Source organism: Paenibacillus sp. FSL H3-0329 (assembly GCF_037963285.1).
GTDB lineage: Bacteria > Bacillota > Bacilli > Paenibacillales > Paenibacillaceae > Paenibacillus_AQ > Paenibacillus_AQ odorifer.
In genome coordinates this window covers 5175558-5199827 of sequence record NZ_CP150150.1, presented here as the reverse complement: position 1 = coordinate 5199827, position 24270 = coordinate 5175558, and the positions used below count along the sequence as shown (strand labels likewise).

General features: G+C 45.1%; 22 protein-coding genes and 1 other RNA gene. 20 read left to right on the top strand and 3 right to left on the bottom strand.

The window, feature by feature from the left end; translation table 11 throughout:
• The first annotated feature begins 58 nt into the window (after positions 1-58).
• From NSQ66_RS23050 to rnpB, 7 genes are all read left to right on the top strand, one after another.
• The gene (locus tag NSQ66_RS23050) at positions 59-532 is read left to right on the top strand and encodes a DUF188 domain-containing protein (RefSeq protein WP_036683807.1); all 474 of its coding nucleotides are present in this window, start codon (positions 59-61) and stop codon (positions 530-532) included.
• Between the two features lie 45 nt (positions 533-577).
• The gene (gene dnaG / locus NSQ66_RS23045) at positions 578-2398 is read left to right on the top strand and encodes a DNA primase (RefSeq protein ID WP_036683805.1); all 1821 of its coding nucleotides are present in this window, start codon (positions 578-580) and stop codon (positions 2396-2398) included.
• A 40-nt stretch (positions 2399-2438) separates the two neighbouring features.
• Positions 2439-3572 (top strand): RNA polymerase sigma factor RpoD, encoded by a 1134-nt coding sequence (gene rpoD / locus NSQ66_RS23040; protein ID WP_036683799.1) that lies wholly within the window; start codon positions 2439-2441, stop codon positions 3570-3572.
• Positions 3573-3682: 110 nt separating this feature from the next.
• Positions 3683-4507, top strand: coding sequence for a hypothetical protein (locus NSQ66_RS23035; RefSeq protein ID WP_076141828.1), 825 nt, complete (start codon positions 3683-3685; stop codon positions 4505-4507).
• Positions 4508-4512: 5 nt separating this feature from the next.
• Positions 4513-5283 carry a class I SAM-dependent methyltransferase gene (locus tag NSQ66_RS23030; RefSeq protein WP_036683946.1) on the top strand — a complete coding sequence of 257 codons (771 nt, stop codon included), beginning with the start codon at positions 4513-4515 and terminating at the stop codon, positions 5281-5283.
• Complete coding sequence (locus NSQ66_RS23025) at positions 5259-6374, top strand: Nif3-like dinuclear metal center hexameric protein (RefSeq protein WP_036683794.1); 1116 nt, start codon at positions 5259-5261, stop codon at positions 6372-6374. The genes NSQ66_RS23030 and NSQ66_RS23025 overlap by 25 nt, the downstream gene beginning before the upstream one ends.
• A gap of 64 nt (positions 6375-6438) precedes the next feature.
• Positions 6439-6841: RNase P RNA component class A (gene rnpB, locus NSQ66_RS23020), an RNA gene on the top strand.
• Positions 6842-7974: 1133 nt separating this feature from the next.
• On the opposite strand, the gene NSQ66_RS23015 is transcribed toward rnpB, so the two are convergent.
• Complete coding sequence (locus NSQ66_RS23015; protein WP_076141829.1) at positions 7975-9195, bottom strand: PLP-dependent aminotransferase family protein; 1221 nt, start codon at positions 9193-9195, stop codon at positions 7975-7977.
• 93 nt (positions 9196-9288) lie between these two features.
• On the opposite strand from NSQ66_RS23015, the gene NSQ66_RS23010 reads away from it, so the two are divergent.
• On the top strand, positions 9289-10719 hold the full coding sequence (locus NSQ66_RS23010) for a PLP-dependent aminotransferase family protein (protein WP_076141830.1): 1431 nt from the start codon (positions 9289-9291) through the stop codon (positions 10717-10719).
• A gap of 5 nt (positions 10720-10724) precedes the next feature.
• On the opposite strand, the gene NSQ66_RS23005 is transcribed toward NSQ66_RS23010, so the two are convergent.
• On the bottom strand, positions 10725-12659 hold the full coding sequence (locus NSQ66_RS23005; RefSeq protein ID WP_076141831.1) for a S8 family peptidase: 1935 nt from the start codon (positions 12657-12659) through the stop codon (positions 10725-10727).
• A 316-nt stretch (positions 12660-12975) separates the two neighbouring features.
• Between NSQ66_RS23005 and NSQ66_RS23000 the strand changes: the two genes are divergently transcribed.
• The 6 genes from NSQ66_RS23000 (at position 12976) to thiI (ending at position 17698) form a co-directional block, all read left to right on the top strand.
• A complete protein-coding gene (locus tag NSQ66_RS23000; RefSeq protein WP_036683764.1) occupies positions 12976-13473 on the top strand; it encodes a YpuI family protein in 498 nt (165 codons plus the stop codon).
• Positions 13474-13638: 165 nt separating this feature from the next.
• Positions 13639-13860 carry a DUF1540 domain-containing protein gene (locus NSQ66_RS22995; protein ID WP_036683762.1) on the top strand — a complete coding sequence of 74 codons (222 nt, stop codon included), beginning with the start codon at positions 13639-13641 and terminating at the stop codon, positions 13858-13860.
• A 12-nt stretch (positions 13861-13872) separates the two neighbouring features.
• Positions 13873-14283: a hypothetical protein gene (locus tag NSQ66_RS22990; protein WP_038572882.1), complete on the top strand. Its 411-nt coding sequence runs from the start codon at positions 13873-13875 to the stop codon at positions 14281-14283.
• Between the two features lie 186 nt (positions 14284-14469).
• Positions 14470-15174 carry a lytic transglycosylase domain-containing protein gene (locus NSQ66_RS22985; RefSeq protein WP_076141832.1) on the top strand — a complete coding sequence of 235 codons (705 nt, stop codon included), beginning with the start codon at positions 14470-14472 and terminating at the stop codon, positions 15172-15174.
• 82 nt (positions 15175-15256) lie between these two features.
• On the top strand, positions 15257-16408 hold the full coding sequence (locus tag NSQ66_RS22980; protein WP_076141833.1) for a cysteine desulfurase family protein: 1152 nt from the start codon (positions 15257-15259) through the stop codon (positions 16406-16408).
• Positions 16409-16417: 9 nt separating this feature from the next.
• On the top strand, positions 16418-17698 hold the full coding sequence (gene thiI / locus NSQ66_RS22975) for a tRNA uracil 4-sulfurtransferase ThiI (RefSeq protein WP_248549392.1): 1281 nt from the start codon (positions 16418-16420) through the stop codon (positions 17696-17698).
• Between the two features lie 67 nt (positions 17699-17765).
• On the opposite strand, the gene NSQ66_RS22970 is transcribed toward thiI, so the two are convergent.
• A complete protein-coding gene (locus NSQ66_RS22970; protein ID WP_076141834.1) occupies positions 17766-18458 on the bottom strand; it encodes a TerC family protein in 693 nt (230 codons plus the stop codon).
• A gap of 172 nt (positions 18459-18630) precedes the next feature.
• Between NSQ66_RS22970 and NSQ66_RS22965 the strand changes: the two genes are divergently transcribed.
• From NSQ66_RS22965 to NSQ66_RS22940, 6 genes are all read left to right on the top strand, one after another.
• Positions 18631-19290, top strand: coding sequence for a TerC family protein (locus NSQ66_RS22965; RefSeq protein ID WP_036683728.1), 660 nt, complete (start codon positions 18631-18633; stop codon positions 19288-19290).
• A 220-nt stretch (positions 19291-19510) separates the two neighbouring features.
• On the top strand, positions 19511-20020 hold the full coding sequence (locus tag NSQ66_RS22960; protein ID WP_076141835.1) for a hypothetical protein: 510 nt from the start codon (positions 19511-19513) through the stop codon (positions 20018-20020).
• Between the two features lie 205 nt (positions 20021-20225).
• Positions 20226-22067, top strand: a complete 1842-nt coding sequence (gene typA / locus NSQ66_RS22955; protein ID WP_076129029.1) for a translational GTPase TypA — start codon at positions 20226-20228, stop codon at positions 22065-22067.
• 129 nt (positions 22068-22196) lie between these two features.
• Positions 22197-22493 (top strand): YlaH-like family protein, encoded by a 297-nt coding sequence (locus NSQ66_RS22950; RefSeq protein ID WP_076141836.1) that lies wholly within the window; start codon positions 22197-22199, stop codon positions 22491-22493.
• Between the two features lie 82 nt (positions 22494-22575).
• The gene (locus NSQ66_RS22945; protein WP_076141837.1) at positions 22576-23676 is read left to right on the top strand and encodes an LCP family protein; all 1101 of its coding nucleotides are present in this window, start codon (positions 22576-22578) and stop codon (positions 23674-23676) included.
• Positions 23677-23777: 101 nt separating this feature from the next.
• A complete protein-coding gene (locus NSQ66_RS22940; RefSeq protein ID WP_036683715.1) occupies positions 23778-24230 on the top strand; it encodes a pyridoxamine 5'-phosphate oxidase family protein in 453 nt (150 codons plus the stop codon).
• Positions 24231-24270 lie beyond the last annotated feature (40 nt).

Below are 24270 nucleotides of genomic sequence, written 5' to 3'. Positions count from 1 at the left end.
CTTAGAAAGAAGGATTTCTTGCGGAGAGGGCGTATATATATTACACGGGAAATTGGTGATGATCATGGAGAAGTCCCAGTCTAGAACGATAGTGGTGGATGGGGATGCTTGTCCGGTCAAAAAAGAGATCGCTGAGGTAGGTCGCACCTTTGGTGTTCCGGTACTTATGGTATCTTCTTATGACCATGCACTGAAAGCTGAAGAGGGTGTAACGGTTGTGCAGGTGGATCGAGGAGATCAGAGTGCCGATCTATATATTGCCAATCATATTACTGCAGGAGATGTGGTACTGACTCAAGATTATGGTCTTGCGGCACTTGCACTAGGTAAACGATGCAGTGTGCTTTCATTTCGTGGTCAGGAATACGACAATTCCAAGATGGATTTTATGTTGGAGGGAAGACATGCCAGGGCCGTGGAACGAAGACGGGGACATTATTCCAAGGGTCCAAAACCCATAACGGCAGAAGAAAAAACTTATTTTCAACATAAACTGACAAAACTTTTAATACTTTTGCAGGAGAATGTGTAGCAATAGCGAATTATATTTATTTGTTAAGAGATGAAGGTGGTTGAAGTGGCTAGCGGACACGGCAATATTCCGGAAGAGGTTATCGAAAGCGTGCTTGCGCGTCATGATATAGTCGATACAGTCGGTAAGGTTGTTCATTTGTCCAAGCAGGGGAAATATTTATGGGGCCTCTGCCCGTTCCATTCGGAGAAAACCCCTTCCTTTACTGTTACCCCCGACCGGGGAGTATTTCATTGCTTTGGCTGCGGTATGGGTGGAAATGCCATCAAATTTAGGATGGAAATCGAAGGATTAACCTTCCCCGAAGCTGTCAGAATAATGGCTGAAGAAAGTGATATTCCCGTTCCAGAAGGTAAGGGAGGTATGATGTCTCCCCCTGATCCGGAACGCGACCGGTTGATTCAAGCTTATGAATGGTCGGCAAAGTTCTATCATTACTTGCTGAAGAATACGGAACACGGCAAAGCCGCTATGGACTATTTAAGAGGCCGGAACTTCAGTGATAAAATGATTGACCAGTTTCAGATCGGATATGCTCCGGACCGCTGGGATACTTTGCTGCAGTTTTTGGAGAAGCGAAATTTTGACCTTGCGGAAATGGAGAAAGGCGGACTTCTGTCAGCCCGCGGTGAGGGCAAAGGCTATTTGGATCGTTTCCGTGGCCGGATTATTTTTCCGATTGCCAACCGTACAGGCAAGGTAATCGCATTCGCCGGAAGAATACTTGGAGAGGGTCAACCTAAGTATTTAAATTCTCCGGAGAGTAGATTGTTTAACAAAAGCCGGATATTGTACAATTTGCACCAGTCCAAAGCATCCATTCGCAAAACTCGACAAATCGTCCTGTTTGAAGGATACGGAGATGTCATCTCATCCTGGGAAGCGGGTGTGCATAACGGCGTAGCAACGATGGGAACGTCCTTGACGGAGGGTCATGTGGCACTTATGAAGAGCCTGGCTGATGAAATTATACTGTCTTACGACGGTGACCGGGCGGGACAAGCAGCAGCCATGAAGGCCATTCCGATGCTTGAAGGCAGCGGCCTGCGTGTAAAGATCGCCTTACTGCCAAGCGGGGTGGACCCGGATGAATTTATCTCCAAGCATGGAGGAGAAAGATTTAAAGATCAGGTTATTGATTCAGCAGTTTCATCCATAAAATTTAAGCTTATATATCTGAAAAAAAACCATATACTCCTAGAGGAAGATGGCAAAATCGCCTATGTCAAGGAAGCCTTAGAAGTTATTGCTTCACTGCATTCCTCAACAGAGCGAGAGGTTTATCTGAAGGAAATCGCTGCTGAACTCGAACTTTCATATGATAGTTTGAAGCAGGATTGTAATTTACTTAGGGCATCGATGCAAAAAAACATCCCTGAAGGGGATAATAACGACAAAAGGTGGAATAATGGTAGGCATAAAAAAGGGCAGGTGCAGACACCGACCTTACTACCCGCTTATCATGTCGCGGAACGGCGTCTATTGTCCTTTATGATTCAGGACCCGGAAGCCGCCACGTATGTGGGCGAACGCCTCGGAGAAGATTTCAACATCGTTGATCATGCGGCAATTGCTGCTTATCTATATGCCTATTACGCGCAAGGCAAACCACCCGGCATTAGTCGGTTTCTATCATCACTTCAGGATGATCGTCTGGAGAAAACTGCGACATCAATATCCATGATGGATACCCCTCCGGACTGGAATATGCAGGTTCTAGATGATTGTATTCGTGAAGTGCGGAAATACCCACTGCAACGCAAAATGGAACAGAAGCGTGAAGAGATGATTCAGGCTGAAAAGTCAGGTGACTTTTTGCGTGCGGCACAAATAGCAAGTGAGATTATAGCCCTAGAGAGACAATGACATGTTGACAGGATGTACCTAGGGAGGAGGGAGTCGAATTATGGCGAACGATCAGCATACTGAATTGGAAGCAGAATTTACTTTGGATCAGGTGAAGGATCAGCTCATTGAGCAAGGTAAGAAAAGATCATCATTAAATTACAAAGATATTATGGAGAAATTATCGCCGTTTGATCAAGACCCCGAGCAAATGGAGGAGTTCTACGAGCAACTCAGTGATTTGGGAATTGAGGTTGTAAACGAGAACGATGAAGAGGTTAACAGCCTCCGACCAAGTGAGGATAATGAGGATAAAGACAGCGATGATTTCAGCTTTGATGACGATCTGTCACTGCCACCAGGGATCAAGATTAATGACCCTGTCCGTATGTATCTAAAAGAAATCGGACGCGTTCCTTTGTTGTCGGCTGACGATGAAGTTGAGCTTGCTATGCGGATTAAGAATGGCGATGAAGAAGCTAAACGCCGTCTTGCAGAAGCGAACCTGCGTCTCGTAGTAAGTATCGCGAAACGTTATGTCGGACGCGGTATGCTGTTCCTGGATCTGATTCAGGAAGGTAATATGGGTCTGATCAAAGCAGTAGAGAAATTTGACCATAATAAGGGATTCAAATTTAGTACGTATGCTACTTGGTGGATTCGCCAGGCCATCACTCGTGCGATTGCGGATCAGGCGCGTACCATTCGTATTCCTGTACACATGGTGGAAACGATCAACAAGCTGATTCGGGTTTCTCGCCAATTGCTGCAAGAACTGGGACGCGAACCTTCCCCAGAGGAAATTGCGGCTGAGATGGAACTGACGGTTGAGAAAGTTAGAGAGATCATGAAGATTGCCCAAGAACCTGTATCCTTGGAAACACCAATTGGTGAAGAAGATGACTCTCATCTGGGAGATTTCATTGAGGATCAGGAAGCATTGGCTCCTGCGGATGCAGCGGCTTATGAACTCCTGAAGGAACAACTGGAGGATGTGCTGGACACGCTCACGGAGCGTGAAGAGAATGTACTTCGCCTGCGTTTTGGCCTTGATGATGGACGGACAAGAACGCTTGAAGAAGTCGGCAAGGTGTTTGGTGTTACCCGGGAACGGATTCGCCAGATCGAAGCCAAAGCATTGCGCAAACTTCGTCACCCTAGCCGCAGTAAACGGCTTAAGGATTTCCTTGAATAGTATTTCATGAACTGGACCTTCTGCTGCTCAGTGGCAGGAGGTTCTTTTATTTGAATTTACGCTGGTAAAAAATGTGTTGACCTTGTGTATCTGGAAAGAAGGATGAACCAGTGAATTTGGAAAAACGCGACATCATTATAAAAGAGATTCAGTATTGGAGAAAAAGCCGGTTGCTGCCAGAGCAGTATTGCGATTTCTTAACCAATCTGTATGACGATGAGGATGCGAATAAGGATAACAATCCAATTTCGCTGAGAAATTTACAGCAGGGAAGCATCAAAATTTGGCTGTTTTCTTTTGGAATTATTTCCTTGATTTTCTTGATTAGTCTTTATTTTAGCGTTTTTCCTTGGCCTTTGCAACTTGCAACCGCACTATCTGTATTAATTATTTGTTATGGATACTCCGCCGTTTATAAGGACCGGAACAATGTTATCAGTCTTATCCTAGCGGGGCTGGGCAGTGTTTTAACGCTTGGTTTTGGGCTATGGCTGATTGATTTGCATGATCTGGATCCTCAGCTCTGGAGGCCTATTCTAATTGGGTGCTGCGGCTTGTTATGGTGTATTTTGGGATTTTTACTCCGGATAGGTTTGTTGCAGTACTGTGGTTTTGCTTTTTGGGCATTACTGTATGCAGGGTTCTTCGGTGGAAGAAGCCCGGAGGCCTCTATATTTGAACTGGAGTTCCTATGGCTGCCATTGTGTGTGCTGATGGTATGGTTAAGCTGGCTTTTGCATCATAAGGTAAGCGGTGTTGCCAGTGTTTATTTTGCAGTGGGAGTATCGCTTTGGATCATGCCAGAGCTTGACGCTCTTTTATTAAGACAGGATTATCCGCAGTGGATTTCATTGATGCTGATCCTAAAGATTGCAGCAGGGTTAGCTTTGTTGTTTGGGTTTCGAAAAAAATGGATAACGTGGGTGGCAACATGAACAATGTGAAATTATCAGATCGGCTTCAGCAATTGCTGGAGCAAATTCCGCAAGGAAGCAGATTAGCAGATATCGGTTCCGATCATGCCTTGCTTCCTGTGGCCGCTGTCGAAAGCGGTAAGGCTGTGTTTGCAATTGCAGGTGAAGTAAACCCGGGTCCCTTTGATGCTGCTTGTAAGGGCGTTGCAGAGGCTGGACTAGGGAAGGTGATCTCGGTGCGCCGAGGAGATGGCCTTGAGGTTCTGGAACCTGGTGAAGTCAATTGTATCACGATTGCTGGCATGGGAGGCGCATTAATTGCCGCGATTCTGGACCGGGGTCAAAGCCAAGGTAAGCTAAAGGATGTTACAACCCTTTTGCTTCAGCCGAATGTAGGCGAGGATATTTTGCGCCGCTGGTTATTAAATAATAAATGGGTACTCGTAGCTGAGAGAATTTTGGAAGAAGACGGGAAGTTATATGAAGTATTGACGGCTGTACCAGAAAATACGGACGCTGGAATTACAAATGAAAGTGTATATCGTGACTTAACCTTGGGGGATTCCACTAAGGTCCTTGGGCAAGAGGCCTTGCTGCAAATGGGACCATGGCTGCTTCAAGCGCCAAATGCTGTGTTTTTTGCTAAGTGGCAGGGTGAGATTCAGAAATTGGAAGGCATTTTAACATCGTTGTCACGTTCAGAACTAGAATCTGCTGAGAATAAACGGAAACAGATTCAAGGTCAGATCAGGGAAATTACGGAGGTGCTACAATGTTTGCCAAGGGACAAACAGTAATTCAGTATATGGAGCAACTGGCTCCTAAGCATTTAGCTGAGGATTGGGACAAAATTGGCCTTCAACTGGGCACGCTGCAAAAAGAAATAACTAATGTATTAGTTGCTTTAGATGTGAATGATGAGGTAGTTGAAGAAGCGATTCGTCTAGGCTGCAATTTGATTATTGCGCATCATGCGATTATTTTCCGTCCATTGCAAGGAATCCAGACAGACACACCGACGGGCAAAATGTATGAAAAATTAATCAAGAATGACATTGCGGTGTACATCAGCCACACGAATCTGGATGTTACCGAAGGTGGAATGAATGATTGGATGGCGGAAGCTCTTGGCATAGAAAACGGAGTACCCATCAAAGACATTCATTCAGAGCAATTATCAAAGCTAGTAGTATTTGTGCCGAAGGATCATCATCAGAAGGTTCTGGATGCTATCCTGAATGCTGGAGCAGGGGCAATTGGCAACTATAGTCATTGCAGCTTCAATATCGAGGGATACGGTACTTTTATTCCAGGAGAAGGCACGGATCCTTATATCGGGGAAAAAGGTAAGATGGAACGTGCCGAGGAAATTCGTATTGAGACGATCGTCCCGCACTCCATCCGCAATAAAGTGGTGCAGGCTATGCTTAAGGCCCATCCTTATGAAGAGGTTGCCTATGATTTGTATTCAATGGATCTTAAAGGCCGCAGCTTAGGACTTGGGCGGGTAGGAAAGCTCAAAGAGCCTACAACCCTTGGACAATTCGTGGAGACGGTAAAAAAAGGTCTGAAGGTAGACCATGTACGGGTTGTTGGTGATTTGGACCGTCCAATTCGTAAAGCCGCTGTTCTCGGTGGCTCGGGTGGAAAGTATTATAACAGTGCTATTTTCCGCGGTGCGGATGTTCTGGTTACTGGGGATCTGGATTATCATACAGTACAGGATGCTGCGCTCGCCGGAATCACTCTGATTGATCCGGGACATAATGCGGAGAAGATCATGAAAGAGAAAGTAGCGGAGTGGATGGCTGGAAAACTGGCCGAGCATAAGTATGATACAGCTGTACATGCTTCGCAGGTGAATACGGAGCCATTTAAGTTCCTATAAAATTGCCATTTAATAATGCTTGTGCCAGACATGTGATGTCTGTATAATATATAATGTTGTTCGGAAAGTTTGACAGACAATCGCCGGTGACGTGAAGACGTCACGGGAGGAAAGTCCGGGCTCCATAAGGCAGGATGCTGGATAACGTCCAGTCGGCGCGAGCTGAAGGATAGTGCCACAGAAATGGACCGCCGATGGCCGCCTTAGGGCGGCACAGGCAAGGATGGAACCGAGGTGTAAGAGACCCCGAGGAACGCTGGTGACTTCGTTCCTGGTAAACCCCATCTGGAGCAAGACCTAATGAGACGCAGCTGAATAAGCAGCCTTAGCCTGAGGCGCGTCTAGGTTGGTCGCTGGAGCTGTGCAGTAATGTATGGCCTAGATAGATGATTGTCGCTTATGGTGGGAGGGTAGTTCCCGATCGAACCACGACGAGCACAGAACCCGGCTTACGGCAAACTTTCCTAACTGCAACGTTATAATAACAACACCATACAAACGGCGACGTATCCCGGTAACCCGGCTACGCCGCCTTTTTTGTTGCAAACAAATGCGGATAAGGCAAATATATAAAGCAGTGAATGCGTGAAAATGCAGGGGTTTAGTAACGTGATATGCAGAAATTGGATTTTTTAGAAGAATTGCTAGCGGCTGATGGGCTGATGACTGGTGGTTGATGAGCTGATTGTTGATGGTTGATGGTTGATGGTTGATGGTTGATGGTTGATGGCTGATGGTTGATGGTTGATGGCTGATGGTTGATGGTTGATGGCTGATGGCTGATGGCTGATGACTGATGGTTGATGACTGATGGCAGATGGCAGATGGCAGATGGTTGATGGGCTGATGAGCTGATATGCTAACGGACCGAGATGCAGCTATTTGTGTATTTTATGCCTTTTTGGAGGAGTTTCGGACTGGAGAGCCGTTATTCGGCATAAACAGGGTGGATATCGGGCGTTTTGAATCCAATAGTGACTATGGAGTCCGATAGCAAACCAAATGAGCGGAATTGATGCAAATAAGAGCGCTGGGGTCCGATACGAACCTCCCGAACTCCCGAACTCAGAAATCCAGAACTCCAGAACTCCAGAACTCCAGAACTCCAGAACTCCAGAACTCCAGAACTCCAGAACTCCAGAACTCCATAGTTACTTTGACGCCAGAATTAGATTAGTAGCTAGCAAACTGTAACAATGCGGAGCTTGGCTAATCTTCTGCGGGAAGATTGGAGTTAGTAGCAAAATATCAATTGTAACCTCTGGCTGTAACTTCGCTGGTGAAATCGGAGTTAGTTAAGTGGTAGATGTGTTGAGTAACTAGAGGATAATTGGTGATGCGGAAAGCGAAATGTGGGGAATGGGATATATGATGTGCAAAGGGTAGAAACGCGAATGTGAAAATGCGAAATGAGATGTGCAGAAACGCTAAAAGTAGAAATGCGAAAATTTGATTTGCAGAAATGCGTAAAGGTAACATTCTGCAAATGCGCAAAAGTGAAAACGCAGAAATCTGCTCACAAAAAATGGCTTCTCCGGCCAATAAAGGATGGAGATGCCGTTTTAATTAGCTATCGTGGCTATTGATTATGAGCAGTTATTCACGACCGAACGATGTTTTGATTTTGCTGCCATTGAACCAATGCTTTCTCTAGACGTTGAACAGCAACAGGAACTAGTTCGGGTGGCGTATGCGTGAAGTTAAGGCGCATTTTGCTTTTGTGAGGCTCCGCTGAATAGAATACCTCTCCTGGAACAAACGCTACTCCGTTTTCCACTGCCAGCGGGAGTAATTCCTTAGTGTTAATCTCTTCGGAAAGTGTAAGCCATAGGAACATGCCGCCTCTTGGTTCAAGGAAATATGCTCCTTCCCAGTTATGTGATCTGAGCTCCGCGGACAGGAGCTTCATACGCGAATGATACTCTCTTGAGATGAGGCGGATATGCTGCTCAATATCAAAATGTAACAGCAGTTCATCTAAAGCACGCTGGTCGATGGTGCTGGAATGCAGATCGGCTGCTTGCTTCGCCTTGGCGATGGTCTTGATTAGTTCGGAATCGCCGATAATCCAACCCGTGCGCAGGGCAGGGGCGACGATTTTGGAGAAGGTCCCTGTGTAGACTACACAATAATCCCCGCCGAAGCTTCTATCGATGGAGGCTAGTGAGGGGGGATATAGAGTTTTATCTTCATCAAAGGTTATTTCTCCATAGGGATTGTCCTCTAGAATAAGAACACTGTAACGGCGGCAGATTTCAACCACCTGCTCGCGGTGCTCTTTACTCCAGGTTGCTCCAGACGGATTGTTGAAGGTCGGAACTGCGTAGAGCAGTTTTGGCCGATGTACCCGAATCTGCTCCTCCAATTGATCTGGCAGAATGCCATGTTCGTCGTTTGGTATCGTATGAATAGCAGCCCGGTAAGAACCGAGTACCTGTAGTGCTGCCAGATAGGTGGGCGCTTCCACAAAAACTGCATCGCCGGGATCCAGCAATATTTTGCATAACAGATCTATAGCTTGCTGTGAGCCTGTAGTCAGCACCATCTCAGAGGATGTAACCGGGATGCCTTGCCGGGTAAGTCTTTCAGCGATTTTGTCACGTAGTGGAGTAAAACCCTCGGTTAGCCCATATTGAAGCGCTGAGGTATCGCTGGAGAGCACACGATTATAGGCATCGCGTACGGCCTCCAAGGGAAACAAATCCTCCCCAGGCAGCCCGCCTGCAAGTGAAATGATGTCATTGCCCTGTGTAACTTTTAGAATCTCCCGAACTGCTGATGACCCTAGATGATTGGCTGCCGTTGAGTATTTGATATCCATAAATTAGTTCTCCACCTTTCGATTTGATGCTATCATAATAGGAGCGCTGTATAACAGTAAAGCGTTGAATATAACAGTGGAGGTGAAGGGTTCATGCATATCGATTTGAATCGCAGCGGCAGCAAAACTCTGCCCCATCAAATCAGTGAAACCCTCAGTCAGCGGATCTCATCAGGACTGCTTCAGCAAGGTGTCCGGCTGCCCTCCGTTAGAAGTCTAGCTATAACATTGAACGTGAGTCAGGTTACAGTAAGCAAGGCTTACGATATGCTTGAGAGACGAGGACTTATTTACTGCAGACAGGGCAAAGGCTGCTTTGTAGCCGATCCAACCCATAATAGACGTCACGAAGAGGGTTACTGGCAGGATTTATATGATGATTATTTGCCGCGGGCTCAGCTTTGGCGGAATTTTGATGTTTCGGAAGTGAAATATCCCTTTCATTTAGCCGCCATCCACAGTGAGCTGCTGCCGCTTCACGATATCGGTGACACCTACACCTCCTTGGTCAAAGAGCAACCGGAGCTTATGGCAACCTACGGGAATTTTCAGGGAGATCTTGAGCTGCGGAATGTCATGAGAGAACATTTGAAATCGCGTGGGATTTCGCTAACTTCTTCCGATTTGATGATAACCAGCGGGACCCAGCAAGGCATTGATCTGGTGGCTCGTACATTTGTTGGTCCTGGAGATACAGTCTATCTTGAGGCGCCTAGCTATACTGGTGCTATTGATGTTTTTGCGGGACGAGGTGCAGAGATGATTTTTGTGCCTACGGATAGTGAAGGGATGCGAGTGGATGTTCTTACAAAAATGTGTGATCAAAGACCTCCAAAGCTAATTTATACCATCCCTACTTATCAAAATCCAAGCGGCGTAACTATGAGCATCACAAGAAGACAACGACTGCTGGAATTAGCGCGCAGCTACCGTTGCCTCATTGTTGAGGATGACCCATTTAGTGATTTATATTTCCATGCACCACCACCTAGGGCGATTAAATCAATGGATCCCGATGGACATGTAGTCTATATGAAAAGCTTTAGCAAAGTACTTGCACCTGGTTGCCGAATCGCCTGTGTGGCTGCAGAAGGAAATATTCTGTCCCGGCTGATCGCCGCTAAATCTGCGAGTGATCTAGGAAGTCCCTTGCTGACACAGAAGGCCGTATTACCCTTCATCGCTGAAAAATACGACGCCTACGCAGCACAGCTACGAATTACACTGCGTGGTCGTATGGAAAAGGCGGCGAAGCTTCTGAAGCTGTACGCGCCGCCTGGAGTGAACTATATGCTACCAGAGGGAGGACTTAATCTCTGGCTGGAGCTGCCCCCTTCTCCTGATATCGCAAGCCTGCATGACTTGGCGGAACAGGAGAGCATTTCTTTTTTACCCGGTGATGTCTGTTACTCTGCGGAAACGCCTTCCCGCCACATCCGTCTTTGCTATTCGCAAATGAAGGAACCGGAAATGGAGGAAGGGTTACTGCGGTTTCTGCGCTTACTTGGCCGGTTTTTGCAATGACACGGTTAAGGGGTGTTCTTTGTTTTTTGTTTTAATTGATTCATTTGTTGGCGTACATGCTGAGGGAAAAGCTGCAATGGGACTTGATTGCCGCTTGCCGCTTGTAGCGTTTTATAAATATCGACCTGACCCCAGCCAAAATATTTATCATGGCCGGAAGTTCCCAGATCAACAGCGTTTTTGGTCATAAGGTCCACAACTTCCTTATTCGTCAGATTAGGATTCAGTGAACGTACCAAACCCGCCAGCGCAGCGACATGGGGGCTGGCCATCGACGTGCCGGATAAAGCGGCATACTGGCTGTCCGGATAGGTGCTTGCGATGCTTTCTCCGGGTGCAGCGACATCAATATAATCGCCGTAGTTGGAGAAAGAGGCTTTTTCCCCTGAAGCATTTGTAGCAGCCACTGCAATCACTTCGGGATAAGCCGCAGGATATCCAGGCCGTTCTGTATTATCATTGCCTGCTGCAGACACAAGCACGATGTCCCGGTCGTAGGCGTATTTAATCGCATCATGGAGGAATTGAGAGTCGGCATAATTCCCTAAACTTAAGTTAATAACCTTTGCGCCATTGTCAGCTGCCCATATGATACCTTCTGCTACGGAATAAGTCGTTCCGGCACCTGAGTTATCTAGCGCTTTTACAGGGAGGATCTTATTGTACCAGCTGATGCCAGCTACGCCTTCCCCGTTGTTAACAAGTGCGCCAATGATACCAGATACATGTGTACCGTGACCTACATCATCCTCGGGTGTGGAACCATTGGTAATGGCATTATAGCCAGTCAAAAGCTTACCTTGTAAATCAGGATGATTAATCTGCACTCCCGTATCGACTACGGCGATAACCACTTCTTTACTGCCCTTGGAAAGATTCCATCCTAGCTCAGTTTCAATCGCCGGGAGGTTCCATTGGTAAGTGGAGAATAACATGTCGTTAGGAGTGACAGTTCCTTCAGCGTTTTTAGTGATGGTATCATTGGTTAAATACATATAGTGAGGTTCCGTATATTCGGGATGCCATTTGTTGGTGAAATAGGATTTGAGCTGATAGTAGGTCATCTTCTCAGAGCGAAAGATATAGGCATATCCCAGCTTGCGTGGCTGCTTGCAGTGGATATCGGCGACTATCGTCTGGAGCTGTCCTTGAGTCGGAGTATTTCCCTGAAAACGGACTACAATTTCATTCTCATAAAAATGGCTGGCATTTTCGTTATCATGGCCGGTCTTGACCGTAATGTCCTTTAAGTTATCGGTATGGACTGATTCCACATGGTATTTGCCTTCCTTAGGATACGGAATGAGACGCAGGTTCTTCAGCTGATGGTCTGCCACACGCCCAAGCACCTTTTGGTTGATAAGAGCAATAATCCCTACATTTTTCTGTTTGTTCCGCTGAGCGATAAAGTAATATTTTTCTTTACCGATTGTAAACGTTGGAGATTCATAGGATTGATGACCGTGGATTGCTGATTTTGCCGTTTTGAGATATTTTAGAAGCTGCTTGTTCTCCTGTTCGGTTCCTTTTGGAAAAGATGACTTAAAGGTCTCAGTCTTTTGTGTGCGAAAATCGATCCACATCAGCATGGAGATAAACCCGTGGTCTTGCTGCAATCGTTTCGCATACACTGATTTATCATGAATCGAAGACATCCCGTCTGTTTCAGACAGGAGTTTAGTTAAATGTCTACTGACATCGACTCTATTCAGATGATCTGTCGCCTCCACATCCTGGCTTAAGGAGGTTTTCTTTAATGTTTTTTCCTGAGAGGGATTTGGAGGTGAATGCAAAGCTGAAGTTGGAGCCGGATTCTGAACAGCGACTTTAGCGGCATCTCTGGTCGTCCCATTAGTGGCAGGCCGCAGGGCAAAGGTAAGTAACCCAACTGTAAAAGCTGCTGTAACCAAACCTGCAACTGTTAGATTTTTTCGTGACATGATTTCCGCTCCTCTATGCAATGTAATGTCTATAGGTTTAGAAGAGAGCGTATCTTTTATGCATCTTAGAAAAGGATACCTTCCTAACGTTTTTTATGATAATATCAGAGAGAATAAGTATCTCGAATTGTCTTCTTGATTGTGTAAGAGATACCTCATTAGATGTTGTTCTTAATAATTGTTCAGAAGGTTAGACTTCTCTGTGTTCACATCCTGATATTGCAAGAATAAAGAGATACGTCCTTAGGGCGGTTTCTTTCAGAGGATTAACTTTATTGACTACAAGAGCAGGGAATAATAAGGAGGAGCAACCGCTATGTCAGCAGCCAATGTGCAGAAATTATGTGAATCGACGAGAGATAAACTTAAAGTGGTAATCGACAAAATGGAAGTATTTCTAAATGAGCATGCATTGCCTCAGCTTGTAGTTGAGGGAGATGAGGAAACTGTACAATTTTACCAAGGTTTTCTGTCCGATCTTCGTCATCTATTAGTGTTCTCGGAAATGTCATATGAGAAATTAGGCGTTGCGCTGCGTCGTGCGACATTCGATGAATCTTTTGCACAGAAAGCGCTTTATAATGTATATCACTATGGCGTGAACAACTTCTTTTATCCGAAAAATGAAAGCTATTCTGAAGATGGACGTTACGCTTATACAGGTCAGGATGCAATCCGTTTCCGCAAAAAGCCAGTACGTCCCGCACGTGATATCATCCTGGAAATCACCAAAACGTATGAAGATCTTCGCGATGATCTCATTTATTATGAGAACGACTATTTGACCGAGAAACGTATGCAAAATCAGGTTTAACTTCTAAATAGTGATCTAAAGGGATCAGCATTTTGTCATTTTGTAATGACGATGAGCTGGTCCTTTTTTGCGTGGATTGAAAGCCTGTCTCGATACATCAACTGGAAACCACTCTGTCGAATAGCGGGTAAATGGAGCGGACATAATGAAGCCGAGGTGATAATTATGTCGAGTGAAAAACCATTAGTAAAATGTAGCGTGAGCAATTGTCATTATTGGGGCGAGCATAATTTATGCCGGGCTGAAGAAATTGTCATTGAGATCGATAAGCACGTAGGCAATGGTTATAAGGAAGAATATGCTGAAGAAATGACGAATGAAGGTCACCGCGATCATGCCAGTACATCATCTGCAACATGTTGTCTGACGTTTAAGCCGAACGCTTAGGAGGCCGCCAGAATGGACACAGAAAAGGATAATGAATCAAGCTCATCACGGGAACAATCCGGTCCGAGAAAAGTCATTCTTCGTCCGCGGAGAGTGGACTATCCTCGTCGGGACAGAGAGCATCGCGAAGAATACGCTGCTGAGGTAAATCCGGTTCCAATGCAGGTACGGGATGCCCCGCGTATAGTGGAAGAGCGCAAGGACAGTGAAGCGGAATATAGTGGAAGCCGGGTAATGGGGTATGTTGGACTGGGGATGGGAATCGCCTCATTGTTCATCTGGTCCTTTATTCTCGGACCCATCGCTGCCGTAGTTGGTTATTATTCCTATGTCAAAGAGCAAAAAACGCTTGGGGCATGGGCAATGGGCTTAGGGATTGTTGCGACACTAAGCTACTTCGTGATGATTCCCTTTGCGCGCTAAAAAGAACTGAATGGCTTTGATCTAAACAGGCTTTTAGACCTAAATATCAGGGTCTGAAGTCTGTTTTTTCATTCCAACATATAGCAATAATCTCAGATAAAATGTAAGATTAAGCCGTAATTCATCGAAATTTCAACGCGAAACCTTATATATGATTCGAGTAGGACAAAAAAGGAGTGCGCCAGCATGCAGATCAATCCCGCTGTAACCGACGGGTTAGGGCAGCTTAAATGGATCAACCTTAAGGCTACAACCGAAAAAACTAGCTCCGCGAATGGAAATGAACGGTCAACGGGAGTTTCAGCTTCTGGATTTGCGACAATGCTTCAGGCAATGTCAACGAGTAGTGAAAGTTCAAGCTATTTGACTTCTCTCCCGGATGCAACTTCAGTCAGCAGCTTGTTATGGCAGCAGATAGGTGGGACAACAAAAATCTTCAATAACATAATTTCCGGGGAAATAACGGGTTCCACACCTACGAGCTATGATGATCTCATCCAGAAGGCGAGTGCTAAATATGGCGTGCCGATTGATCTGATCAAAGCAGTGATTGATACTGAATCTTCGTTTAATCCTAATGTGGTCTCTTCGGCAGGGGCTAAAGGTTTAATGCAGCTTATGGATGGGACCGCGAGCGGCTTAGGGGTTACTGATTCGTTCGATCCGGCGCAAAACATTGATGGCGGCGTACGTTATTTATCTTATCAACTGAAACGCTTTGGCGGAGAGGAAAAGATGGCACTTGCAGCGTACAACGCAGGGCCGGGACGGGTAACAGATCTGGGAGTAACCAATGATCAGGAATTATTGGAGAAACTTAGCCTGCTTCCAAAAGAGACACAATCTTATATCTTTAAAATAGAACGCGCTCGCGCTCAATACGCGGTATAATAAAAAGGATCAAACGGGAAACACCGTTTGATCCTTTTTCGATAATAAGTTCACTCAACGAAGTAAAGGAGACATTTGACATATGCTTTACTGGGATTATGCCGCCGCTACACCGCCCTATGTAGAAGTGGTGCAGACGATGGAACAAATTATGAAGCTGCATTATGCGAACCCTTCCTCTTTGCACCGTGCGGGCAGTGAAGCGGGTAAGCTGATCAGACGGTCGCGTGAAGTATGCGCTGCTGCTTTATCTGTACAACCGCAGGAGATTCTATTTACTTCTGGTGCAACGGAAAGCAATAATTTGGCGATAAAAGGCGCTGCTCTGCAATATCAGACTAGAGGCCGCCATTTGGTAACTACAGAAATAGAGCATCCCTCTGTATATGAGAGTTTCCTGCAATTGCAGCGAATGGGCTGGGAGGTTACTTTTGTAGCACCCCATAGCACTGGCGTTGTTGATCCTGAGCGCGTAGCTGCTGCTGTCCGGCGCGACACAGTGCTTGTTAGTGTGATGCATGTCAATAACGAGATTGGAACGATACAACCGCTTAAAGAGATGGGGAAGCTGATTAAAGCTGTGAATCCGCGAACCTTATTTCATGTAGATGGTGTTCAGGGATATGGTAAGCTTGCAGTTGACTTAAAGGATTGGCAGGTGGATCTTTATAGCCTGTCTCCTCATAAGCTTCGAGGCCCACGTGGAGTGGGATTACTGTATATCAAAGAGGGAATTAAGCTATTCCCATTGCTTACAGGGGGCTCTCATGAAGAAGGACAACGCGCTGGAACTGAAAATGTACCTGCGATTGTCGCATCCTCCAAAGCTATCCGCATGAGTGGTGAGCAGCGCGAAACCTTCGTTGCCCAGTTGGTTCCACTCCGAGATCGATTATTACGCTTCTTGCGCACCGTTCCTGAATTTGTTATAAACAGCAGAGAGGATGGAGCTCCCCATATTGTGCATTTCTCTTACCCTGGCATGAAGGGAGAGGTATTCGCCCGCAAGCTAGAGGAACTGGGGATGGCTGTCTCCACCCGTTCGGCCTGCTCCTCACGACTGGCTGAGCCTAGTCGTGTATTATTGTCTATGGGTAAAGATGTCTCCAGTGCTTCAGGTGGGATTCGTATTAGCCTTGGCGACAGTCATACAGATGAGGATGTCGCTGCGCTTGAGCAAGCATTAACCACTGCGGTACAAGCTTTAAAGATTGCTGAAGGAGGAATGAAGTAACAAATGAGCATGATGAACAAGGAATCTGCAGAAGGCAGAGCCCATAGTATAGAATACGCTGATATGCTGCTCCTGCGTTTTGGAGAGTTTACTTTAAAGGGCAAAAATCGTACCCGATTTGAAAAAACCGTACTGCGTCATGTGAAGGAATTGATTAAGCCTTATCCAAACGTAGTTCTGAGCAAGGAATTCGGAAGAATTTACGTGGAATTGAACGGGGAATCTGCGATTGAATTGGTACAAGCACTGAAGAATGTATTTGGCATTGCTTCAGTTAGTCCAGTGAAGGTTTCTAAGTCAGAGCTTGAGGATATTGTAGCGGTCAGCCGTCAATTTTTGGAGATAATCGCGCCTGCTCCGGGCACCAGATTTAAGGTTAATGCTCGGCGGGTATGGAAAGAGTTCCCTTACGGCTCCATTGAGATGAATAAACGGATCGCGACACCACTATTGCAAGGATATCCTGGCCTCACCGTAGACGTTAAATCGCCTGAATTAGAGCTGAGGGTCGAAATTCGTCAGGGACATACTTATATTTTCTGTGAAAATATTGCCGGTGTAGGTGGATTTCCATTAGGCACTAACGGAAAAGCGATGTTATTGCTGTCCGGTGGCATTGATAGTCCCGTAGCAGGCTGGTCATCCATGCGGCGCGGACTTGAAGTGGAGTGCGTGCACTTCTACAGTTATCCTTATACAAGCGAGCTTGCTAGACAAAAAGTTGTGGATCTTGCGCGGGTATTGTCACGTTATGCGGGTGTAATCAAGCTGCATCTGGTACCCTTTACTGAAGTGCAGACTTCCTTTACCGGCATCGGCCAGGATAATCTGATTATTACACTGATGCGGCGGGCAATGCTGAGAATTACTACCCAGCTTGCTGAGCGGGAAGGTGCATTGGCGATTGTAACCGGGGATAGTCTGGGACAAGTCGCTAGCCAGACCTTGCCAAGCATGAACGTGATTGGCCGTGCGACAACCCTCCCCCTTCTGCGTCCGCTGGTAATGATGGACAAAAGTGATATTGTGGACCTGTCGAAGAACATCGGTACCTATGATTTGTCTATCCTTCCTTATGAGGATTGCTGTACTTTATTTGTTCCAAAATCACCTACAACAAATCCGAATTTACGGATTGTGGATAAGATAGAGGCTACGCTTCCGGGATATTCTGAACTTCTGGAAGCGGCGATTGAAGCCACAGAGACCGTGTTAATCACTCCCTATGGAGATGAGAAGCCTAGTGATGTTGTAAGTGTCGAGGCTGGATTACAGGAAGAATGGTTCTAAAATAATAAACCAAAAAACTGCCTTGGAGCGTAGTGAAATCTACGTTCTGAGGCAGTTTTTTTGTGGTTTAGACGATTGTGCCCTCCTGAGGCTCTTCTGGTTTTGATTGGCGTTTCCAATGTCCCGCTGCCAAAATACCTATAATGATCACGATTATAAACAGATATTTGAGCAGCGGATGATGATTAAAAAATGGCGCAAGCTGATGTTCATCCGTAATCATACTTGAAGCAGTGAAACCTAAGACAGCAGAACCAATATAAATGATCCATGGATATTTGTTGATTAATTTAATAAAAAGGGTACTTCCCCACACAACGATGGGGACACTGATCAGCAGTCCTATGATAACCAGTGAGATATTATGCTTGGCAGCTCCGGCAATGGCGATCACATTATCAAGGCCCATGGCAGCATCAGCTAAAATGATTGTCCCTACAGCGGACCACAAGCTTTGACCTGCCTTGATATCTGTTGAAGTGTTCTCACTGGTTAACAGCTTATAGGCAATCAGAATGAGTAAAATCCCTCCGGCAAGCAGTAACCAGGGGATTTTCAACAACCATACGACCAGAATCGTTGCGAAGATCCGCAACACTACAGCACCTGCTGTTCCAAATACGATAGCCTTTTTTTGCGTGTCGGACGGTAAATTACGCGCTGCAAGTCCGATCACAATGGCATTATCTCCCGCCAGAATAAGATCTAGAAAAATAATGTTGAGCAGCGATAATATAAACTCCCAGATGGATGTATTCAAAGCGAAGTCACTCCCAAGTTTTGTTAGATTGAGCTTCAAAATATGCTTAGTTTTGTATACGCAAAAAAAGGAGCCAACATGCGTTCACGCTCAAAAAAAGTTGGACAGGAAGCATAGCTTGTCATTTCCGAACATACAAGTAGTTACATGTGACTCGGGGAGGTAAGTGCGAATGGATTCATTATTGCTCCTTGGTGAAATATTGATGATCAATCTGGTGCTGAGCGGAGATAATGCAATGGTTATCGCAATGGCCAGCAAGGATCTTTCGGCGAAGCACCGAAAGACTGCGGTATGGTGGGGCTCAGCAGGCGCAGTTGTTCTGCGGTGTTTGCTTACTTTTGTTGCGGTATTGCTATTAAAAATCCCTTATATTCAGGCTGGAGGGGGGATGCTGCTGCTATGGATAGCGTTCAAGCTACTGTTGGAGGAAGAGGAGGATCTCAGAGTAAGGGAATCTTCCTCAGTCTGGAAAGCAATCCGAACGATTCTTGTAGCGGACTTTATTATGAGCCTGGATAATGTACTAGCCATTGCGGGAGTAGCTAAAGGAGATTTAGCTTTAATTGTCATCGGGATTGCTCTCAGCATTCCGATAGTAGTGTGGGGAAGCGGCATCATTGTAGGCTGGCTGCACCGGTTTCCAGTGCTCGTATTTATCGGTGCTTATATACTGGCGTTTACAGCAGGGGATATGTTGCTTCAGGATGCAAAATTAGGGACAATGCTCTCCTTTTTATTCCCCTCCTTACATTCCTTTTTGCCCATTGCCTTAGGCATATTAGTTGTGGTTACGGGAGCAATTAAACGCAGAAAAACATCTGCAGGTTAATAAATTGCAATAAAAGGCAATACTAAACGGACATCTCCATAAATTGGAATTGTCCGTTTTTTTTGCGCGATCAGAAGCGCTTATAGACACTGATTAATCACAGGGAGTGATGGCATTTTGTGTATGTTTCGGATAAGATATGAGTAAGAATCCTGTCGCTTTCAGGCTATAAGGTGACGTGGAAATGAGGTAGACGTGAAATTGAAGGGATGGGTGAAGGATGTCTTCAAAGAAAGATATACAGCTAGGAATTTTCATTGTTGCTGCTGGCATAGTGATTTTATTAGGTAAGCTGGGCGTCTTCGGATTTTTGGGCCGCGCGCTTTGGCCTCTAGTGATTTTAATTCCAGGAATAGTGCTGTATATGTTATTTTTCAGCCGTCGTGCTTCGGCCTCAGTATTGGTTCCTGCTGGGATATTAACGGTGTACGGATTGTTGTTTGGCCTTTGCAATATTTGGGGATGGGGGCTTATGAGTAACTTATGGCCTGTGCTGTTGCTTGGTCTTGCCGTGGGCTTGTATGAATATTCTATCTATGAACCAAGACGGACGGGTGGACTGTCAGCAATTGCTGTAACATTAGGCTTACTAAGCCTTGCACTTTGTATTTTCAGCCTTATGGGCACCGGCGCGATCTACCTGATCGGGATTGTATTAATAGCTGTAGGAATTTGGCTGATTACAGGTCGAGGCAGAGCACGTGGCCGGAATAGATGGTATCGAAGCTAATTGCTGTAGGATCTTGTGAAAAAAAACGGAAATTGGTAACTGTTTTTTCATAAAAAGACTTGCTTTTCATGGTACTTTCACTATAATATTAATGTTATGTTGAAGCGTCGGCTTTCTGCCTGGCGCTTCTTTTGTGAGACTGCCGTGACATGCTATGAATTTTAACTGTTTTAATTTGATAAATGAGAGGATTTGGATACAAATCATGCATTCAAGAAAAGATATTCGCAACATTGCGATCATTGCCCACGTTGACCATGGCAAAACAACACTCGTCGATCAGCTCCTTCAACAATCGGGGATCTTCAGCGCCCATGAGCACTTGCAAGAACGTGCTATGGACTCTAATGATATCGAGCGGGAACGTGGAATTACAATCCTAGCTAAAAATACAGCAATTACTTATAAAGAGTTTTTGATCAACATTGTGGATACACCTGGACATGCTGACTTTGGTGGCGAAGTAGAACGGATCATGAAAATGGTTGACGGTGTATTGCTGGTTGTTGATGCTTATGAAGGCTGCATGCCGCAAACGAAATTCGTTCTGCGTAAAGCATTGGAACAAAAACTTACACCGATCGTTGTCGTGAACAAGATTGACCGTCCAGCTGCTCGTCCTAAGGAAGTTATTGATGAAGTGCTCGATTTGTTCATCGAACTTGAAGCAAATGACGAACAATTGGAATTCCCTGTTGTTTATGCATCTGCTCTTAATGGTACATCAAGCATGGTTCCTGAGAAACAAGATGAAACGATGCTTTCGCTCTACGAAACCATTGTTGAACATATTCCAGCTCCAACCGAAAGTGTTGAAGAACCGCTTCAATTCCTCGTAACGTTGATGGATTATAACGAATACTTGGGTCGTATTGCGATTGGACGTGTTAACCGCGGTGTGATCAAACAAGGTCAATCTGTAACAGTTATTATGCGTGATGGTAAGAGCAAAACTGCACGTATCGAGAAATTGTTCGGCTTCCAAGGTTTGAAACGTATTGAAACAGAGCAAGCGGGCGCAGGGGATATCGTTGCTATTGCAGGGATCAAGGACATCAACATTGGTGAGACCATTGCTGATCCTGCAAACCCTGAAGCACTTCCAGTTCTGAAGATTGACGAGCCAACCATGCAAATGACATTCCTAGTGAATAACAGTCCTTTTGCTGGTAAAGAAGGTAAATGGGTAACTTCCCGTAAACTACGTGAGCGTCTCTTTAAAGAACTTGAAACAGATGTGAGCTTGCGAGTGGAAGAAACTGATAGTCCTGACGCATTTATCGTTTCTGGACGCGGTGAGCTTCACCTTGGTATTCTGATCGAGAATATGCGTCGTGAAGGTTACGAAATGCAAGTTTCTAAACCACAAGTAATCATTAAAGAAATCGACGGTGTCAAAATGGAGCCGCTTGAGCGTCTAATGATTGATATTCCAGAAGAAAGCATGGGCTCTGTTATGGAGAGTCTGGGTACTCGTAAAGCCGAAATGGTCAATATGATTAACAACGGTACGGGTCAAGTACGTCTGGAGTTCCTGATTCCTGCACGTGGTTTGATTGGTTACAACACTTACTTCTTGACTTTGACACGCGGTTACGGCGTTATGAACCATGCTTTTGACAGCTATGCTCCACTGGTTGCTGGTCAAGTTGGCGGACGTCATCAAGGTGTGCTTGTAGCAAGTGAGACTGGATCAACAACTCAATACGGAATCGTGGGTGTTGAGGATCGTGGTATTCTCTTCTTGGATGCAGGTACAGAAATTTATGAAGGTATGATCGTAGGTGAGCATACCCGTGATAACGATATTATCGTTAACATCTGTAAGGAAAAAGCACTTACCAACATGCGTACCTCAGGCAAAGATGATACTGTAAAAATGAAGACACCACGCACCTTCTCTTTGGAAGGCGCACTTGAATATTTGAACGATGATGAATATTGTGAAATTACACCTAAATCCATTCGTTTGCGTAAAAAGATTCTGAACAAAGGCGAACGCGAACGTGTAGAGAAACAACGTAAAACAGCACAAGCCAACGCGTAAACACATGCTTATGAATAAGACCGCCGGATTATTGCATCCGGCGGCTTTTTTTAATATAAGAAACAAAAAATTCCCCTACTGATGATATAATGTAAACGTATCTTAAATTTGGGAGGAGTGCGGTTATCTATGCAGGTGTGGTTCGCTGAGCATCCAATCGTCGCTTATATTGTTATCTTTATATTGCTTACTTTTGTTTATAATCAAGTCTTTCGTGTGAATCAAAAGTTATCGATTGGCAAGGAAATCATGCTCTACATAATGATGGCGATTGGCTCTGGCTTGCTCCTAATTTTCCAACATGATAAGCTTCCGATTATCCAGTGTCTGTTGGTTGCTGTCGGATTAATGCTGATGGTACGGATACGTTATATAGTAGAAGCTCGACAGAAGAGAAAGGCCGCAGCAGCAGCGAAGAGATCGTAATCGCAACTTTTTTACCTTAAGGATCGTCTAATTAATGTAGCAATTCTAATTCTAAATGAAATGAAAAGGACTTTATTCTATTATGAGTACAAGAAACAGCGGTTTACCTCCAAGAGCAAACGGGCAACAACCTACTAATAGAAAACAGCCTGTGAAGGGTGTTTCTAAGAAAAAAACGAAAAAGAAAGTGAAAAAGAGAGGTTTTTTTGGCAGATTAGTTAGAGTATTGTTAACTTTGCTAATTATTGCGATCCTCGGCGTGCTGGGTTATGGTGGTTATCTGTATTGGAAGCTTGAGCATGGCGTATTTAATGCAGGGGTTGAGGGTACGGTTGCTCCAGGGCAATCCGCTTCAGAAAAGCCACTGACGATGCTTATACTGGGAACGGATAACAGACCTAAACACGAGTCTTATTTGACTGACGTAATCATGGTTGCAGCACTTAATCCTAAGACCAAATCAGCGACCATAGTTTCGCTTCCTCGTGATACCTATGTGGAGCTAAGCGGCTATAAGAAAACGAAGATTAATGAATTTTATGCTCGCTTCAAGGGTAAGGAGAAATCCTCCGGTCTACTGGCTGAAGACGAGATGAAGACGATGATGGGTAAGTATTTGGACATTGATGTAGATTATACAACGATTCTTGATTTTCAGGGCTTCCGGGATGTGGTGGACGAGCTTGGGGGAGTCGAAGTAAATATTAGTGAAAATATGTGTTATACAGACACTGTGGACGGCACGAATATCAATCTGAAAAAGGGTCCGGCAGAGCTGGATGGAAAAAATGCATTGGACTATGTGCGGTATCGTAAATCCAATTGCAAGCCTAAGACTAACGCTTCAGATGATTTTGATCGCAACAAACGCCAGAACGAAGTCCTGAATAGTCTGGTGGATCAGATGCAATCGCTTGGTGGCGTATTGAAAATCGGCAAGGTGCTTGATGCAGTGGACAGTAACATGAAGACAGATATCGAAAATTCGCAAATCAAAGATATGATTGCGACGTATTGGAAGATTTCCAAAGAGAATATCGAATTCAAGCCGGTTACTGGAACGTGGCGAAGTCCATATGTATATATTAATGATGAGGAGTTGGAGGCCGCTAAGAAAAGCTTGCAGGATCGAATTGCAGGAATTTCCACTGGAGCTGATTCGACAACTGCTGAGACGCCTTGAGGACCTTAATATCTTCCATAGCTAAAATTGAATGCAAGTTTCAGCCTGTGCTATAATATAATAAATCGAATGAATTAACGTCGCATAGGGGGCCAGTACTTATGTCCGAAGCCGTTGCTCAGCTGAATGAAACTTTGCTATCGATGCTGCAATCGGAAACCTTTGTTCTTCTAAACACAGTTGATGCGGAGACAGGCGGTCCTACATCCACAGCTATTTCGTGGCTTTATGCTGTTAGTCCTAGTACTGTGCGTTTGGCTATTGATCATCGTTCAAGACTTGTGAATAATATGAAGGTTAATCCATTAATAACTATAACTGTGTTTGGTGAAGGAACTGTCTATGCCATTAACGGTAGTGCTGCTGTAAGGCAGGACCCGCTAGAGGATGTTCCCTTTAAGATGTGCTGTTTTGATGTTGAAATTAAAGCGGTCCGCAACGCGCTTTTTTACGGCGCGCAGCTTGACTCCGCCCCAAGATATGCGAAAGTTTATGATGGACGTGCCGCTGAGAAGTTGGACGGACAAGTATTTGCTGCCATGAAAAAAGCCTAGTGAAAATATCACTGGGCTTTTTTTGAATTCTAAGGACTTC